Here is a 15,760-nt window from a genome sequence, read left to right as displayed (position 1 = left end):
GCCAAAGCTTGACGATTGTCACAAAACGCGTCCCGGCGGCCTCACCAATCGTGCATGGAGCCATCCTCGCGGCGGGCGATCGGCAGGTAGGCGCGCTTGTAGGGATGCTTGGCGGCTTCGATCTCGTCGATGTCGACGCCCAGGCCGATCGCCTCGCCCGGATGCAGCATGCCGTCCGCGAAGCTGTAGGCGTGGGGGAACACCGCGTCGGTCGCCTCGGTGTGGCGCATGTATTCCTGGACGCCGAAATTGGGGATCGACAGGTCGAAGTGGAGGGCCGCGGCCATGCAGACCGGCGACAGGTCGGTCGCCCCGTGGCAGCCGGTGCGCACGTGGTGCAGGTCGGCGAAGCTGGCGATCCGGCGCAGGTGGGTGATGCCGCCGGCATGCACCACCGTGGCGCGAATGTAGTCGATCAACTGCTCCTCGATCAGCTGCTTGCAGTCCCAGATCGAATTGAAGACCTCGCCCACGGCCAGGGGCGTGGTGGTGTGCTGGCGGATGATGCGGAAGCTGGCCTGGTTCTCGGCCGGGACGGCGTCCTCCATCCAGAAGGGGCGGTAGGGCTCCAGGTCCTTGCCCAGGCGGCCGGCCTCGATCGGGGTGAGCCGATGATGCACGTCGTGCAGCAGGTGCACGTCCCAGCCCAGGGCGTCGCGGGCCGCCTCGAACAGGCCGGGCGCGCTGCGCAGGTACTTCTCGGTCGACCACAGGCTTTCGGTCGGCAGGTCGCCGTCGGCCGGCTCGTAGAAGAACCTGTCCTTGGAGACGCCGTAGACCCCCTTGAGGCCGGGCACGCCCGACTGCAGGCGGATGGCCTTGTAGCCCTGGGCGGCGTAGATCGCGGCGTTCTCCAGGGTCTCCTCGACCGTGGCGCCGTTGGCGTGGCCGTAGACCATCACGCCGGCGCGGCAGGCGCCGCCCAGCAGCTGGTACAGCGGCAGGCCGGCGATCTTGGCCTTGATGTCCCACAGAGCCATGTCGACCGCGGCGATGGCGGCCATGGTCACCGGCCCGCGCCGCCAGTAGGCGCCCTTGTACAGGTACTGCCAGATGTCTTCGATCTGGTGGGCGTCGCGCCCGATCAGGCAGGGGATGACGTGGTCGGTCAGGTAGCTGGCCACCGCCAGCTCGCGGCCGTTCAGCGTGGCGTCGCCGACGCCGTGGACTCCGTCGCTGGTCTCGATCTTCAGGGTGACGAAATTTCGTCCCGGGCAAGTGACGATGACTCTGGCGGCGGTGATCTTCGGCATGGGACGCTTTCGTTGACCCGACGACCACATCGGATGGTAGCGTATCGGTAAATCAGGCGCGCCAGTTGTCAACCTAATGGTCTGACCAATAATGCGGTGGTGTCTCGACCTTTGTTCAAGGTAGCGGTATCACAAGGCCAAAGGCCGTCGCGTCCGCTTGTGTCGCGCGGAATGGTCGTCAGGGAGAAAACATGCGTCTCGTGTCCTTCGTGCGTGGGCTCTGCCTGGCGGCTGGCTTGATCTCGGCGACCCTGGCGGGCTCCACGGCCTGCGCCGAGGACGGCTATGACCTGTGGCTGCGCTATCGGCCGATGCCGGCGGCCCAGCGCCCTGAGCCGCGAACGATCGCGCCCGGCGCCGATACGCCGACGCTGAAGATCGCGCGCGCCGAGCTGCGGCGCGGGCTGGACGGGCTGGTCGGCGGCGCGCCGTCGCCGGACGGCCCCGCGATCCTGATCGGCACGCCCGCCGGCTCGCCCGCCATCGCGGCCCTGAACCTGCCGCTGAAGGGCGCGGGCGAGGAGGGCTACCTCATTCGGACGCTTCAGGACGCCAAGACCACGGTGATCGCCGCCAACAGCGACATCGGCGTGCTGTACGGCGTCTTTCACTACCTGCGCCTGGTCCAGACCGGGCAGGGCGTCGACAGGCTGGACATCCTCTCGGCCCCCAAGGTCCGCCATCGCCTGCTGAACCACTGGGACAACCTGGATGGCAGTGTCGAGCGCGGCTATGCCGGGGCTTCGCTGTGGGACTGGTGGAAGCTGCCGGACTACAAGGATCCGCGCTACGTGGACTACGCCCGGGCCAACGCCTCGATCGGGATCAACGGCGCGGTCCTGAACAACGTCAACGCCAAGGCCGACAGCCTGACCGCGCCCTATATCGCCAAGGCGGCGGCACTGGCCGACGTGTTCCGTCCGTACGGAATCAAGGTCTATCTGTCGGCCCGGTTCTCGGCCCCGATCGAGATCGGCGGACTGAAGACCGCCGATCCGCTGGACCCGGCCGTGCGCGCGTTCTGGAAGGCCAAGGCCGACGAGATCTACCAGGCCATCCCCGACTTCGGCGGCTTCCTGGTCAAGGCCAATTCGGAAGGCCAGCCCGGTCCGCAGGACTACGGCCGCACCCATGTCGACGGGGCCAACATGCTGGCCGACGCCGTGGGGCCGCACGGCGGGATCGTGATGTGGCGGGCCTTCGTCTATTCGCACGAGCAGCCGGACGACCGCGCCAAGCAGGGCTACAGCGAGTTCAAGCCGTTCGACGGCCAGTTCCGCGACAACGTCATCGTCCAGGTCAAGAACGGCGCCATCGACTTCCAGCCGCGCGAGCCGTTCCACCCGCTGTTCGGCGCCATGCCGAAGACCAATCTCGGCATGGAGTTCCAGATCACCAAGGAATATCTCGGCTTCGCCACCCACCTGGTCTATCTGGGCCCGCTCTACGAGGAGACCCTGAAGTCCGACACCTACGCCAAGGGGCCGGGCTCGACCGTGGCCAGGGTGGTGGACGGCTCCCTGGACGGCCGGCGCCAGACCCTGATGGCCGGGGTTTCCAACATCGGCCGCGACCGCAACTGGTCGGGCTCGCAGTTCGACCAGGCCAACTGGTACATGTTCGGCCGCCTGGCCTGGGATCCGGAGGCTTCCACCAAGGACATCGCCGCCGACTGGGCCAGGATGACCTTCTCCACGGACCCGCGCTTCGTCGAACCGGCGGTGGTGATGATGATGGGCTCGCGCGAGGCGGCGGTCGACTACATGACCCCGCTGGGCCTGCATCACCAGATGGGGCGCAGCCATCACTACGGTCCCGGCCCCTGGGTCAGCGGCGGCGAACGCGCCGACTGGACCAGCGTCTACTACGCCAAGGCCGGCAAGGACGGGATCGGTTTCGACCGCACCGCCGCCGGCAGCAACGCCGTGGCCCAATACGCCCCGGTGGTCGCCCGGCGCTTCTCCGACCTGAAGACGGTCGACGAGAAGGATCTGCTGTGGTTTCACCACCTGCCGTGGACCTATCGCCTGAAGTCCGGCCAGACCCTGTGGGACGGCCTGGTGACCCACTATTCGCGCGGGGTTTCCTATGTCGACGGCATGGGCAAGACCTGGGCGGACCTGGCGCCCTATGTCGATCCCGAGCGCCACGCCCAGGTCGCCGACTTCCTGGCCATCCAGCGCAACGAAGCCCAGTGGTGGCGCGACGCCTCGATCGCCTATTTCCAGACCTTCTCGGGCCTGCCACTGCCGGCCGGCGAAGCGCCTCCGGCCCATTCGCTGGACTATTACGAAAAGCTCAGCTTCCCCTACGCGCCGGGTATCTAGCGCGCGTCACGACCAGGTCACCGGACACGTCGGGGTGGGGGGAAGGGTCCCCATCACCGGCGGGTCGGGGAAGTACTGGGTCGTCACCTGGACGCTTTCGGCCGCCGCCTGGCCGAACAGCATCAGGATCAGCTGCAGGGACTCGTCGAGCCCCGACGAGATGCCGCCGCCGGTCAGGCGGTTGCCCGACACCACGAAGCGCGGGTTGCTGGTGTCGACCTCGATCTCGCAAAAGCTCTGCAGGCAGGCGATGAACGCCCAGTGCGTGGTCGCCCGGTGGCCGTCCAGCAGCCCCGCCCGGGCCAGCAGCAGGGCGCCTTCGCAGACCGAGCAGACCCAGGCGGCGTTGTCGGCGACCTGGCGCAGATAGGCCAGGTAGGGCGAGCCCGGATCGCTCATGATCCGGCCCAGCACGTTCGGATCGCCGCCGGGGACCCACAGCACGTCGAGGGTCGGAACATCCTCGAAACTGGCCTGGGCCTCGAAGCGGATGCCGTTCATCGCGGTCACGGGACCGCCGTCCTCGGAGAGGATCAGGGTCTCGAGCGGCTGGTCCTTGCCCGCCCAGTAGAACATCTCGGCCGGACCGGTGACGTCCAGCAGGTCGACCCCTTCGTAGACCGGTATGCCCAGCCTCATCGCGCCCCCTCCCTGGTTTCCACGACTTGAAAGCAACCATGACGCGTTGATTATCATGGGGTCAATTCAAGATGGCTGCTCGCCCGGGGTGGGAGGAAAAACGGCGTGCCCGAAGACACGCCCCTGGGGGGCGAAGAAGGCTTCCGCCCCGGGTTCTGGGCCTGGCCACCAAGGCCGGGCCTCAGGGCGCCGCGCAGTTGTCGGCGATTAACCGCATGTGCTCGGGCATCACCTGCACCGACTTGGCGATGACGGCGTGGATGTTGGCCATCCGGGCGCGCAAGTCGTCGGGCATGACATCGGCCATCGGGTCGTGGACGCGGGGCTCCAGGCCCTGGCCGGTCATCACCGCGAACCAGCTGGTGTCGGTGAACAGTTCCTCGTTCTCGCGGAACACCCGGCCGTAGCTCTGGAACACCGCGATCTTGTCGTCGCCGCCCGTGACGCGGCGACGGCCTCGGTCGCCAAGGCCTATCTCGACCTGATGCTGGACTATCGCCAGACCCGGGAGGTGCTGGCCGGGGGCATGGTCGACAAACATTCGTGGCTGCGGGGCTTCACCCCGCGCAAGGACCGCCTGATCTTCGAGCACGACTGGTTCGAGGCCGACGGCGATCCGGCCGCCCGCCTGCCCGAGGCGAGGCGCCGCTCAGGCGTGGGCGATGATCGGCAGGAAGGTCTCGGCCGTCAGGCTGGCCCCGCCCACCAGCACGCCGTCGACGTTCGGCGTGGCCAGGATTTCGGCCGCGTTGGCCGGAGTCACCGAGCCGCCGTACAGCAGCCGGACGCGGTCGCCGGCCGGACCCAGGATCGCGCGGCAGGTTTCGCGCAGCACCGCGTGCATGGCGGCGATGTCGTCCGCCGTGGCCGAGCGGCCCGTGCCGATCGCCCAGATCGGCTCATAGGCCACCGACAGCCAGTCGCCGTCGGCGTCGGCCGGCAGGCAGTTCTCCAGCTGGGCGCGGACCACCGCCTCGGCCTGGCCCGCCTCGCGAACCTCCAGCGGCTCGCCGACGCAGAGGATCACCGACAGGCCGTGGCGCCGTGCGGCTTCGGCCTTGCCGCGCACCTCGGCGTCGGTCTCGCGCCGGCCCGCCCGGCACTCGCTGTGGCCGACGATGGTGAAGGCCGCCCCGGCGTCCTTGACCATCGGCGCCGACAGGCAGCCGGTATGCGCGCCCTTGTCGGCCGCGTGGATGTCCTGCGCCCCCACGTGGATCGCGTTGGCGGCCTGCCAGGCGGCGGTGATCAGGGTCGCGGGGACCGCCACCCCGACCTCGACGGCGGGCGTCTCGCGCGCCGCGGCGTCGATAGCCCCCAGGACGGGCAGGGCGGCCAGGTTGCCGTGCATCTTCCAGTTTCCGACCACGAACTTCCGGGCGGGCTTTTCCATAGCGACGTGCATTCGGTCTCCATGCGCCGGCTGGCGCTCGTTTCTTGAAAGAGGCTGGGAGCGCGGGCGATCAGGCCTGCTCCAGCACCCTGGCGGGACGCTCCAGGCGGGCCAGCCGTTCGCCCAGGGCGTCCAGCTGGCGCCAGAGGGCCGGGGGCAGGCGATCGCCGAACCTGGCGTAGGCCTCGGGGATCAGGGCGGCTTCGGCGCGCCAAATCTCCGGGTCGACGGTCAGCAGCAGGTCAAGCTGGGCGTCGGTCAGGTCCAGGCCCGTCAGGTCCAGGCCGTCGCGGGCGGGCAGGCGGCCGATCGGGCTGTCGATCGCGTCGGCCTCGCCTTCGAGGCGCTCGACGATCCATTTCAGCACGCGGCTGTTGTCGCCATAGCCCGGCCAGACGAACTTGCCGCGCCCGTCCTTGCGGAACCAGTTGACGAAGTAGATGCGCGGCAGCTTGGCCGGATCGGCCGAGGCGCCCACCTTCAGCCAGTGGCCGAAATAGTCGCCCATGTTGTAGCCGCAGAACGGCAGCATGGCGAAGGGATCGCGGCGCAGCTCGCCGATGCTGTTCTCGGCCGCCGCCGTGCCTTCCGACGCGACGTTCGAGGCCAGGAACACGCCGTGTTCCCAGTCGAAGGCCTCGGTGACCAGCGGTACGGCCGAGGCGCGGCGGCCGCCGAACAGAATGGCCGAGATCGGCACGCCGGCCGGGTCTTCCCATTCGTCGGCGATGACCGGGCACTGTCCGGCCGGCACGGCGAAGCGGGCGTTGGGATGGGCGGCCGGCTCGCCCAGGTCCGGCGTCCAGGCCCGGCCCTTCCAGTCGACCAGGCCCTCGGGCGGATGCTCGGTCAGGCCTTCCCACCAGACGTCGCCGTCGGCGGTCAGGGCCACGTTGGTGTAGATGCCGTTGGAATGCAGGGTGTCGACGGCGTTGCGGTTGGTCTTCACCCCCGTGCCCGGCGCGACGCCGAAGAAGCCGGCCTCGGGATTGATCGCATACAGCCGCCCGTCGTCGCCGAACCGCATCCAGCAGATGTCGTCGCCGATCGTCTCGGCCTTCCAGCCGGGCAGGGTGGGCTGCAGCATGGCCATGTTGGTCTTGCCGCAGGCGCTGGGGAAGGCGGCGGCGACGTAGCGGACCTTGCCGGCCGGCGAGGTCAGCTTGAGAATCAGCATGTGCTCGGCCAGCCAGCCCTCGTCGCGGGCCATCACCGAGGCGATGCGCAGGGCGTAGCACTTCTTGCCCAGCAGGGCGTTGCCGCCATAGCCCGAACCGTAGGACCAGATCTCGCGGCTTTCGGGGAAGTGGACGATGTACTTGTCGTCGTTGCATGGCCAGGCCACGTCCGCCTGACCCTCCGCCAGGGGCGCGCCCAGGGTGTGCAGGGCCGGCACGAAGACGCCGTCCTCGCCCAGGGCGTCCAGGGCGGCCCGCCCCATGCGGGTCATCACCCGCATCGAGACGGCGACATAGGCGCTGTCGGTGATCTCGACGCCCAGGGCGCTGATCGGCGAACCGACCGGGCCCATCGAGAACGGCACGACGTACATCGTGCGGCCGCGCATGCAGCCGTCGAACAGGCCGTTCAGGGTCCGGCGCATTTCGGCGGGATCGCGCCAGTTGTTGGTCGGGCCGGCGTCGGCCTGGTCCTGTGAGCAGATGAAGGTGCGGCTCTCGACCCGGGCGACGTCGCGCGGGTCGGACGCGGCGTGGAACGAGTTGGGGCGGAGGTCGGGATTGAGGCGCTTGAGCGTGCCGGCGGCGACCAGTTCGTCGGTCAACGCGGTCCATTCCTCGTCGGAGCCGTCGCACCAGTGGATGGCCTTCGGCTTGGTCAGGGCGGCGACCTCGTCGACCCAGGCCAATAGACGCGCGTGTTTCGTCGGGGGCGCGTTGGCGCCCAGCCCTTGGTTTTGCATGTTCCGTCCTGCTGCAAGCTGGCGAGACTGTCGCTCGCCTTGGCGCGCACCATAACGTCGCGGCCTCTCAGGAAAAGCCCAATGTTTTCAATGACAACGTTGTCGGCAAAAATCTGAGCCCAGGATGCTGCGTGAAAGGCACGTTTTCACGCCCGGCGCCCGATTATGCGGAAGATGATCTGTGGGTGAGCCAAGCTTCGCCGAAACGGTCACGCTTTCGGGGTGTCCGCCGCGAATCGATGCCCCTGGAGGCGTCGGATCGGTTGCGCCGAGGCGGCCGCCTCCCGGGGAGCCGCGCGGGCGGCGGGGCCCTGGCGGACTCGGTTCGGGCGTCTATGGTGTCGGCGCCTTTCCCGTGGAGCGACGAACGGAAATGAAGCCGAAGCCTCTCATTCTCACCGCCGTGATGCTGGGCCTTGGCGGGCTCTGCTTCGGATCACAGGCCATGGCCCAGGCCAAGCCGGAGGATACCGAGATCTGGAAGCCCGTGCCGGCCGTGGTCACCCCGGCCAAGGAGGCGGGCGGTCCGCCTTCGGACGCCATCGTGCTGTTCGACGGCGGCGACCTGAAGGAATGGGTCGCGACCCAGGACAAGTCGCCGGCCGGCTGGGCCGTGGCCGACGGCGTGCTGACCGTCGACAAGACGCGCGGCAACATCGAGACCCGGCGAAGCTTCAAGGACTACCAGCTGCATCTGGAATGGCGGATCCCGGCCGACATCACCGGCTCGGGCCAGGCGCGAGGCAACAGCGGCGTCTTCCTGGCGTCCACCGGCCCCGGCGATCGCGGCTACGAGCTGCAGGTCCTCGATCCCTACCAGAACCCCACCTATGTGAACGGCCAGGCCGCCAGCCTCTACAAGCAGCATCCGCCCCTGGTGAACGCGGGTCGCAAGCCGGGCGAGTGGCAGGTCTATGACGTGGTCTGGCGGGCGCCGGTGTTCGGACCCGACGGGGCGCTGGTCTCGCCGGCCACCGCGACCGTGCTGCACAACGGCGTGCTGGTGCAGGACAACGCCGCGTTCGCGGGCGAGACGGTCTATATCGGCAAGCCGCCGTCACGGCCCTTCACCTCGGCGCCGATCAAGCTGCAGGCCCACGGCGACCCCAGCGCGCCGATCAGCTTCCGCAACATCTGGGTCCGCGAACTGTCGCCGCGGCCCTAGGACCCTTCGGGCGGCGGGGCCGTGCTCGACCGCACGACCAGGCGGTGGGGCAGGGTGACGTTCTGCAGGGCGCTGGCGCGGTCGGCCAGGATGTCGAGCAGCAGCCGGACCACCTCGTGGCCGATCCGCTCCATCGGCTGGCTGACCGTGGTCAGTTGCGGGCTGAGATACTGCGCGAAGCGGATGTCGTCGAAGCCGACCAGCGACACGTCGCGCGGGCATTCCAGGCCGCGCCGGCGAATGGCCTCGATCGCGCCCATCGCCATCTCGTCGCTGAAGCAGAAGATCGCCGTGGGCGGACCGGGCTGGTCCAGCAGCTCGCCCGCCTGGCGCAACCCGGATTCGATGGAGAAGTCGCCGATGGCCATGCGCAGCGCGCTGGCCTGGCCCCGGCGCTGGGCGGCCGCGAGGACGCCGGCCAGGCGGTCGCCGCTGATCGGGCTGACCAGCGGGCCGGTCACGATCCCGATCCGCGTATGGCCCAGGCCGTAGAGGTGCTCCATGACCTCGGCGGCGGCGCCCTCGTTGTCGATATGGGCGCTGGACACCGCCAGGCCCGGGCGGAACTCGCAGCCGTTGACGATCGGCGTGCGCGGGCCCTTGGCGGCGACCATCTCGGCCAGGACGTCCGGAAGGCGATGGCCCAGGAAGATCAGGCCGTCGGCCTCCTTGCGCCGGAACATCGCCGCGTACTGCTCTTCGCGCGCCTCTTCGTGGCGCGTGTCGCCCAGCAGCACGGAATAGCCGGCCGCCAGGGCCGCTTCCTCCACGCCGCGGATGACCTGCGAGAAGAAGGGGTTGGAGATGTCCGGCACGGTGACCAGGATCTTCTCGGTCCTGAGGGTCCTCAGGCTCTTGGCCGCGAAATTGGGCTCGTAGCCGAGGCGGGTGACCGCCTCCATCACCTTCTTGCGGGTCGCCTCCAGCACCAGTTCGGGCGCGCTGAACACTCTCGAAACCGTCGCGGTCGAGACCCCTGCGTCCTGAGCGACATCTTGAATGGTGGCCATCGGCGCGACACTGGCCGCAAGCCGGACCCTTGGCAAGGCGCAGCTCCCCCGCTTTGGTCCGCAGCTGGACGGTTGCCGCCTTGACGGACCCCTGTTATCGATGATTTCGATTACATAAGCGCGGGAACGGTCCAAACGGGCCGGAAACCTGGTCGCAATGCTGGTCGGGGAGGCCAGAACCATGACGACGCGCCTGCGGCTCTTCCTGATGATGGTGCTCCAGCTGGCGATCTGGGGCGCCTGGGCGCCGAAGATCTTCCCCTACATGGGCATGCTGGGCTTCCAGCCTTGGCAGCAATCGCTGGTCGGCAGTTCCTGGGGCGTGGCCGCCGTGGTCGGGATCTTCTTCTCGAACCAGTTCGCCGATCGCAATTTCGCCGCCGAGCGGTTCCTGGCGATCAGCCACCTGATCGGCGGCCTGGCCCTGGTCGGGACGGCGCTGTCGACCAGTTTCTGGCCGTTCTTCGCCTGCTATCTGATCTTCAGCCTGGTCTATGTGCCGACCCTGTCGGTGACCAACTCGATCGCCTTCGCCAACCTGCGCGACCCGGCGGGCGAGTTCGGCGCGGTGCGGATGGGCGGGACGGTGGGCTGGGTGCTGGTCAGCTGGCCCTTCGTCTTCCTGCTGGGCGCCCATGCCGGCGTCGAGCAGGTGCGGTGGATCTTCCTGGTCGCGGCGATCCTCTCGTTCGCCTTCGCGGGCTACGCCCTGACCCTGCCGCACACGCCGGCCCGCAAGGACGCGCCGGGAATCGACAACCTGGCCTGGCGACGGGCCCTGAAGCTGCTGGGCGCGCCGTTCGTGCTGGTGCTGTTCGTCGTCACCTTCATCGATTCGGTGATCCACAACGGCTACTTCGTGATGGCCGACGCCTTCCTGACCAACCGGGTCGGGATCGCCGGCAACCTCAGCATGGTGGTGCTGAGCCTGGGCCAGGTGGCCGAGATCCTGACCATGTTCCTGCTGGGCCGGGTCCTGGCGCGACTGGGGTGGAAGGTCACCATGATCATCGGCGTCCTGGGCCACGCCGCGCGCTTCGCGGTCTTCGCCTTCTTCGCCGACAGCATCCCGGTGATCGTGGCCGTGCAGCTGCTGCACGGGATCTGCTACGCCTTCTTCTTCGCCACCGTGTACATCTTCGTGGACGCGGTGTTCCCCAAGGACGTCCGCTCCAGCGCCCAGGGCCTGTTCAACCTGCTGATCCTGGGCGTCGGCAACGTGGTGGCCAGCTTCCTGTTCCCGACCCTGGTCAGCCGGCTGAGCCAGGCCGGCGCGGATGGCGTGGCGACGGTCGACTATACGAGCCTGTTCCTGGTCCCGACCGGCATGGCCCTGGTGGCGGTGCTGCTGCTGGCCCTGTTCTTCAAGCCGCCGACGCGGGCTCCGGTGGCGGAGGTCGACGACGACGGCCCCGTCGCCGCGGCCAGCCCGGCCCAGCCCTAGCCATGCCCCTTCAGAAAAAGGAAAGCCTCGTGCGCTCAACAGCTTGCGAAACTCGAGCTTCGTCCGCCGATCTGTCGCGGCGCGGCCTCCTGGCCGCGGGCGCGGCCGCCCTGGGCGCCGCCTATGCCGGCGTGGCCGGCGCGGCGGAGAAGCCGTTCTTCCAGCGCCGCGACCTGCCGGTCGGCATCCAGCTCTACACCCTGGGTCCGGACCTGCAGAAGGACCTGGACGCCCAGCTCGCCACCCTGGCGAAGATCGGCTTCAAGTCGGTGGAGCTGGCCGGCTATCTGGGCCGCACCCCCGCGCAACTGCGCGCCGCCTTCGACAAGGCGGGCCTGGTCTGCCCCAGCGCCCACGTCTCGCCCAAGGGCGCCAGCGGCCCCAGCTTCAGCGGCGACCTGGCCAAGCTGGCCGACGAGCTGCAGGTGATCGGCGTGAAGTCGGCCATCATGCCGATCCAGTACATCCCGGATCGTCTGGGCGGCGCTGATCTGCGCCAGGCCAGCGCGCAGATGACGGCCGACGACTGGAAGTGGAACGCCGATTTCCTGAACGAGAAGGCCGCCGTCCTCAAGAAGGCGGGCCTGGCGACGGGCTATCACAACCACAATTTCGAGTTCGCGCCGCTGGGCGACACCAGCGGGATGGAGATCCTGCTGGCCCAGACCGATCCCAGCCTGGTCACCTTCGAGATGGACGCGGGCTGGGTCACGGCGGCCGGGCGCGATCCGTTCGCCCTCCTGAAGGCGCATCCGGGCCGCTTCACCCTGATGCACATCAAGGACGTCAAGCCGAGCACCAAGGCCAATTTCGTCCTGCAGATGGACCCGACCGAAATCGGCGGCGGCAAGATCGACTGGCCCAAGCTGCTGCCCGCCGCCCATGCCGCCGGGGTCCGGGGCTTCTTCTACGAGCAGGAGGCGCCGTTCGCCCATCCGCGGCTGGAGTCGGCCAAGATCAGCTTCGACTACCTGGCGCGCGTGGTCGCCTGATGAGCGGACAGGCGCCCCTGCGGTTGGCCATGGTCGGCGGCGGCCCCGGCTCGTTCATCGGGCCGGTGCACCGCATGGCCGCCGAGCTGGACGGCCGCATCCGGCTGGCGGCCGGCGTGTTCAGCCGGGATCCCGAGAAGAACGCCAGGGCGGCCGCCGACTGGGGCGTCGCGCCGGATCGGGTCTATCCGGACCACCACGCGATGATCGCCGCCGAGCGGGCGCGTCCCGACGGTGTCGACCTGGTCTCCGTCGTGACGCCCAACCATCTGCACTTCGACGTCTCCGCCGCCGCCCTGCGGGGCGGCTTGCACGTGGTCAGCGACAAGCCCGCCACCCTGAACCTGGCGCAGGCGCAAGAGTTGGCCGACATCGTCGCGGCGTCCGGCAAGCTCTACGGCCTGACCTACACCTATACGGGCTATCCGATGGTCCGCGAGGCGCGCGAGATCGTGGCGCGCGGCGACCTGGGCGCGGTGCGCAAGGTCGTGGTGGAATATTCGCAAGGCTGGCTGTCGCGGCCCCTCGAGCGCGAGGACAACAAGCAGGCCAGCTGGCGCTCGGATCCCAGCCTGTCGGGCGTCGGCGGCTGCATCGGCGACATCGGCGTCCACGCCTTCAACATCGCCGAGTTCATCACGGGCAGGCGCGTCGAGCGCCTGTGCGCGGACGTCGCCACGGTGGTGCCGGGGCGCGATCTGGACGACGACTGCAACGTGCTGCTGCGGTTCGAGGGCGGGGCGCGCGGCGTGCTGATCGCCTCGCAGGTCTCCGCGGGCGCCCGCAACGGCCTGAAGATCAGCGTCTATGGCGAGACCGGCGGCCTGACCTGGGGCCACGAGGACCCCAATGTCCTGACCCTGGACTGGCTGGACGGGCCCAGCCAGGTGCTGCACGCCGGCTCGGCCTATCTGGGCCCGGGCGCTCGCGCGGTCACGCGGCTGCCGACGGGCCACCCGGAAGGCTTCATCGAGGCCTTCGCCAACATCTATCGCGACTTCGCCGATGCCATCGTCGGAAAGGGCGACGGCCAGCTCGTTCCGGATATCGCCGAAGGCGTGCGCGGCATGGCGTTCGTCGAGCGCGCCGTGGCGGCCAGCCGGGCGGACGCCGGCTGGGTGGGGCTCTCGCAAGAAGGAGAGGGGTGATGAAGACGCTCAAGGGACCGGCCATCTTCCTGGCCCAGTTCATCGGCGGCGAGCCGCCGTTCGACAAGTTGGAGACCATGGCGAAATGGGTCGCCGATCTCGGCTATGTCGGGGTGCAGATGCCGACGGGCGGGGCGGACTCGTTCTTCGACCTGGCGCGGGCGGCGGAAAGCCAGGCCTATTGCGACGACATCGCGGGGATGCTGGCGGGCCACGGCCTGCAGATCACCGAGCTTTCGACCCATCTCCAAGGCCAGTTGGTGGCCGTGCATCCGGCCTATGACGAGCTGTTCGACGGCTTCGCGCCGCCCGAGTTGCGGGGCAAGCCGAAGGAACGCCAGGCCTGGGCGGTGGGGCAGCTGAAGGCCGCCGCCGTGGCCAGCCGGCGCCTGGGCTTGAACGCCCACGCCACCTTCTCCGGCGCCCTGGCCTGGCCCTACTTCTATCCCTGGCCGCAGCGGCCCGCGGGCCTGGTCGAGGAGGCCTTCGCCGAGCTCGGTCGTCGCTGGAAGCCGATCCTGGACGCCTTCGAGACCGAGGGCGTCGACGTCTGCTACGAGATCCATCCGGGCGAGGATCTGCACGACGGGGCCACGTTCGAGCGGTTCCTGGACGAGGTGGGCGGCCATGCGCGCGCCAACATCCTCTACGACCCCAGCCACTTCGTGCTGCAGCAGCTGGACTATCTGGGCTACATCGACCGCTACCACGAGCGGATCAAGGCCTTCCACGTCAAGGACGCCGAGTTCCGGCCCTCGGCCCGGTCCGGGGTCTATGGCGGCTATCAGGGCTGGGTGGATCGCCCGGGGCGTTTTCGCTCGCTGGGCGACGGGCAGGTGGATTTCAAGGCGATCTTCTCGAAGCTGGCCCAGTACGACTACGCCGGCTGGGCGGTGCTGGAATGGGAATGCGCCCTCAAGCATCCCGAGCAGGGCGCCCGCGAAGGCGCGCCGTTCATCCGCGACCATATCATCCAGGTGACCGACAAGGCGTTCGACGACTTCGCCGGCAGCGCGCCCGACGCCGGCCGCAATCGGCGCCTATTGGGCCTGTAGAGGCGACGCAGAATCTCTGACGGAGTTCACGGAATGAAGTTCCCGCTTATGCTTGCCGCGCTCCTGAGCGCCTCGGCCGCCAGCGCCGTCGCCGCGCCTTCGGGGCAGGCCGTGTTCGAGCAGCGCTGCTCGGTCTGCCATTCGCTGCAGCCAGCCCCGGGCAAGATGGGGCCGCCCCTGGCCGGTGTGGCGGGCCGCAAGGCCGGCTCCGTCGCGGGCTACGCCTACAGCAACGCGCTGAAGACCTCGAACATCACCTGGACGCCGGACAAGCTGGACGCTTTCGTCAAGGCGCCGGGCAAGACGGTCCCCGGGACCAAGATGCTGCTGGGCGCGCCGGACGCCGAACAGCGCGCCGCCGTGATCCAGTATCTGAGCTCCCTCAAGAAATAGCCTTGAGGGAGCCCCGGGGCGGCTCAACGCGCTGTCAGTTCCTGGATCTCGATGTCCTTGAACTCGATCGGATGGCCCTCGCTCTGCAGGGCGATGTAGCCCTCCGTCACAGGCTGTGCGCCGCGGGCGAGGATGTAGGGCTTGGCCCCGCCGGCGACGGTGTCGTCGGGATCCAGGGTCACGTTGGCATAGTGGTGGACGACCACGCCGTTGATCTTCTGGGAGATCTCGCCGCTGGGCAGGACTTCCAGCTCGACCTTGACCCAGGTTCCGTTGGGGACGGTCGGCGCGTTGGCCGACGGCGTGCAGTGGTCCTTGGCCGTCACGCCGTCGAAGGTGATGTTGGTTCCGGGCGTGCAGACCGCGCCGGTCGGGCGGGGGGCGTCGCCTTCCTTGCCCAGCAGCTGGAACTCGATGGAGACGGGGAAGGGTTGCTCCACCCCCATGCTCTCCGGGCTCTGGCTGTCGAACATGATCCCGCTGTTGCTGCGCGCCCAGGCGGGCGTGTCGGGCAGGCCGCCCTCGGTCAGGAAGCGATAGGTCAGGCGCAGGCGATAGGCCTTGAAAGGCGTCTTGTAGAACAGATGCCCGAACTGGCCGTCCAGCTTGTCGTAGTCGGCGTAGGAGACGCGGATCGCGCCGTGGTCGGCCACGAAGGTCTGCCGATAGTTCTCGCCCGCCGGATGCTTGGCGACCTTCGGCGTCCAACCGTCCAGGGTGCGTCCGTCGAACAGCGGGCGCCACGGCCCGGCCTTCACCGTCTCGGCGCTGGCCTGGGCGCCGGCCCAGAGGGCCAGGCCGGCGAACAATGCGCCGGCGGCCTGGCTCCGCGTCACGGCGCGGCGCTTTCGAACGGACTGGCTCTGTTTCATCATGGCCTTTTTCTTCCTCCCGGGGGTCCAGCGGTTTTCACATGAAACCGCAAGCTTTCTTGCAATGTAACCCATTTCATGGAAGCCTCCAGGCAACAATGAACGGGTTCGCCGAAGTCGGCGCGTCGTGCTGCGGGCAGCGGGCGCG

The 15,760-nt window shown here is 68.8% G+C and carries 14 protein-coding genes; 7 read left to right on the top strand and 7 right to left on the bottom strand.

From position 1 onward, the window contains the following. Positions 1-41: 41 nt before the first annotated feature. Positions 42-1,253, bottom strand: coding sequence for a D-mannonate dehydratase ManD (manD, locus tag AC07NX_RS10985; protein ID WP_494641764.1), 1,212 nt, complete (start codon positions 1,251-1,253; stop codon positions 42-44). A 209-nt stretch (positions 1,254-1,462) separates the two neighbouring features. Between manD and AC07NX_RS10980 the strand changes: the two genes are divergently transcribed. Beyond that, a complete protein-coding gene (locus AC07NX_RS10980) occupies positions 1,463-3,580 on the top strand; it encodes an alpha-glucuronidase family glycosyl hydrolase (RefSeq protein ID WP_494641863.1) in 2,118 nt (705 codons plus the stop codon). A 6-nt stretch (positions 3,581-3,586) separates the two neighbouring features. Here AC07NX_RS10980 and AC07NX_RS10975 read toward each other — a convergent pair whose 3' ends face one another. The 4 genes from AC07NX_RS10975 to AC07NX_RS10960 form a co-directional block, all read right to left on the bottom strand. After that, the gene (locus AC07NX_RS10975; RefSeq protein ID WP_494641763.1) at positions 3,587-4,219 is read right to left on the bottom strand and encodes a DJ-1/PfpI family protein; all 633 of its coding nucleotides are present in this window, start codon (positions 4,217-4,219) and stop codon (positions 3,587-3,589) included. Positions 4,220-4,400: 181 nt separating this feature from the next. After that, entirely contained in the window at positions 4,401-4,760 is a 360-nt protein-coding gene (locus AC07NX_RS10970) for a tryptophan 7-halogenase (RefSeq protein WP_494641761.1), read from the bottom strand. Between the two features lie 108 nt (positions 4,761-4,868). After that, positions 4,869-5,624: a triose-phosphate isomerase gene (gene tpiA / locus AC07NX_RS10965; RefSeq protein ID WP_494641759.1), complete on the bottom strand. Its 756-nt coding sequence runs from the start codon at positions 5,622-5,624 to the stop codon at positions 4,869-4,871. Between the two features lie 58 nt (positions 5,625-5,682). Further along, positions 5,683-7,533, bottom strand: a complete 1,851-nt coding sequence (locus AC07NX_RS10960) for a phosphoenolpyruvate carboxykinase (GTP) (protein WP_494641757.1) — start codon at positions 7,531-7,533, stop codon at positions 5,683-5,685. A 406-nt stretch (positions 7,534-7,939) separates the two neighbouring features. On the opposite strand from AC07NX_RS10960, the gene AC07NX_RS10955 reads away from it, so the two are divergent. Beyond that, on the top strand, positions 7,940-8,698 hold the full coding sequence (locus AC07NX_RS10955; RefSeq protein WP_494641862.1) for a 3-keto-disaccharide hydrolase: 759 nt from the start codon (positions 7,940-7,942) through the stop codon (positions 8,696-8,698). Here AC07NX_RS10955 and AC07NX_RS10950 read toward each other — a convergent pair. Then, positions 8,695-9,708 (bottom strand): LacI family DNA-binding transcriptional regulator, encoded by a 1,014-nt coding sequence (locus AC07NX_RS10950; RefSeq protein ID WP_494641755.1) that lies wholly within the window; start codon positions 9,706-9,708, stop codon positions 8,695-8,697. The genes AC07NX_RS10955 and AC07NX_RS10950 overlap by 4 nt on opposite strands. A 181-nt stretch (positions 9,709-9,889) precedes the next feature. Here AC07NX_RS10950 and AC07NX_RS10945 point away from each other — a divergent pair, with 181 nt between their 5' ends. The 5 genes from AC07NX_RS10945 to AC07NX_RS10925 are packed head-to-tail and all read left to right on the top strand — an operon-like array spanning position 9,890 to position 14,740. Then, on the top strand, positions 9,890-11,152 hold the full coding sequence (locus AC07NX_RS10945) for an MFS transporter (protein ID WP_494641753.1): 1,263 nt from the start codon (positions 9,890-9,892) through the stop codon (positions 11,150-11,152). 2 nt (positions 11,153-11,154) lie between these two features. After that, entirely contained in the window at positions 11,155-12,144 is a 990-nt protein-coding gene (locus tag AC07NX_RS10940; protein ID WP_494641751.1) for a sugar phosphate isomerase/epimerase family protein, read from the top strand. Then, complete coding sequence (locus AC07NX_RS10935; protein WP_494641750.1) at positions 12,144-13,292, top strand: Gfo/Idh/MocA family protein; 1,149 nt, start codon at positions 12,144-12,146, stop codon at positions 13,290-13,292. Before AC07NX_RS10940 ends, AC07NX_RS10935 begins: the two co-directional genes overlap by 1 nt. Continuing rightward, positions 13,292-14,347 (top strand): sugar phosphate isomerase/epimerase family protein, encoded by a 1,056-nt coding sequence (locus AC07NX_RS10930; protein ID WP_494641747.1) that lies wholly within the window; start codon positions 13,292-13,294, stop codon positions 14,345-14,347. The genes AC07NX_RS10935 and AC07NX_RS10930 overlap by 1 nt, the downstream gene beginning before the upstream one ends. Positions 14,348-14,395: 48 nt before the next feature. Then, complete coding sequence (locus AC07NX_RS10925; protein WP_494641746.1) at positions 14,396-14,740, top strand: c-type cytochrome; 345 nt, start codon at positions 14,396-14,398, stop codon at positions 14,738-14,740. Positions 14,741-14,763: 23 nt separating this feature from the next. On the opposite strand, the gene AC07NX_RS10920 is transcribed toward AC07NX_RS10925, so the two are convergent. Continuing rightward, the gene (locus AC07NX_RS10920) at positions 14,764-15,612 is read right to left on the bottom strand and encodes a 3-keto-disaccharide hydrolase (RefSeq protein WP_494641861.1); all 849 of its coding nucleotides are present in this window, start codon (positions 15,610-15,612) and stop codon (positions 14,764-14,766) included. Between the last annotated feature and the right edge of the window lie 148 nt (positions 15,613-15,760).

It is taken from the genome of Caulobacter sp. GW821-FHT09A05 (assembly GCF_059418465.1).
This window is presented reverse-complemented; position numbering and strand designations above follow the sequence as displayed.

Bases quoted from the DNA above. Each gene is read 5' to 3' on its own strand.
- AC07NX_RS10960 (WP_494641757.1), bottom strand. From the start codon at position 7,533: ATGCAAAACCAAGGGCTGGGCGCCAACGCGCCCCCGACGAAACACGCG.
- AC07NX_RS10925 (WP_494641746.1), top strand. From the start codon at position 14,396: ATGCTTGCCGCGCTCCTGAGCGCCTCGGCCGCCAGCGCCGTCGCCGCG.
- manD (WP_494641764.1), bottom strand. From the start codon at position 1,253: ATGCCGAAGATCACCGCCGCCAGAGTCATCGTCACTTGCCCGGGACGA.
- AC07NX_RS10935 (WP_494641750.1), top strand. From the start codon at position 12,144: ATGAGCGGACAGGCGCCCCTGCGGTTGGCCATGGTCGGCGGCGGCCCC.
- AC07NX_RS10945 (WP_494641753.1), top strand. From the start codon at position 9,890: ATGACGACGCGCCTGCGGCTCTTCCTGATGATGGTGCTCCAGCTGGCG.
- AC07NX_RS10930 (WP_494641747.1), top strand. From the start codon at position 13,292: ATGAAGACGCTCAAGGGACCGGCCATCTTCCTGGCCCAGTTCATCGGC.
- AC07NX_RS10955 (WP_494641862.1), top strand. From the start codon at position 7,940: ATGCTGGGCCTTGGCGGGCTCTGCTTCGGATCACAGGCCATGGCCCAG.
- AC07NX_RS10940 (WP_494641751.1), top strand. From the start codon at position 11,155: ATGCCCCTTCAGAAAAAGGAAAGCCTCGTGCGCTCAACAGCTTGCGAA.
- AC07NX_RS10950 (WP_494641755.1), bottom strand. From the start codon at position 9,708: ATGGCCACCATTCAAGATGTCGCTCAGGACGCAGGGGTCTCGACCGCG.
- AC07NX_RS10975 (WP_494641763.1), bottom strand. From the start codon at position 4,219: ATGAGGCTGGGCATACCGGTCTACGAAGGGGTCGACCTGCTGGACGTC.
- tpiA (WP_494641759.1), bottom strand. From the start codon at position 5,624: ATGCACGTCGCTATGGAAAAGCCCGCCCGGAAGTTCGTGGTCGGAAAC.
- AC07NX_RS10970 (WP_494641761.1), bottom strand. From the start codon at position 4,760: ATGTTTGTCGACCATGCCCCCGGCCAGCACCTCCCGGGTCTGGCGATA.
- AC07NX_RS10920 (WP_494641861.1), bottom strand. From the start codon at position 15,612: ATGAAACAGAGCCAGTCCGTTCGAAAGCGCCGCGCCGTGACGCGGAGC.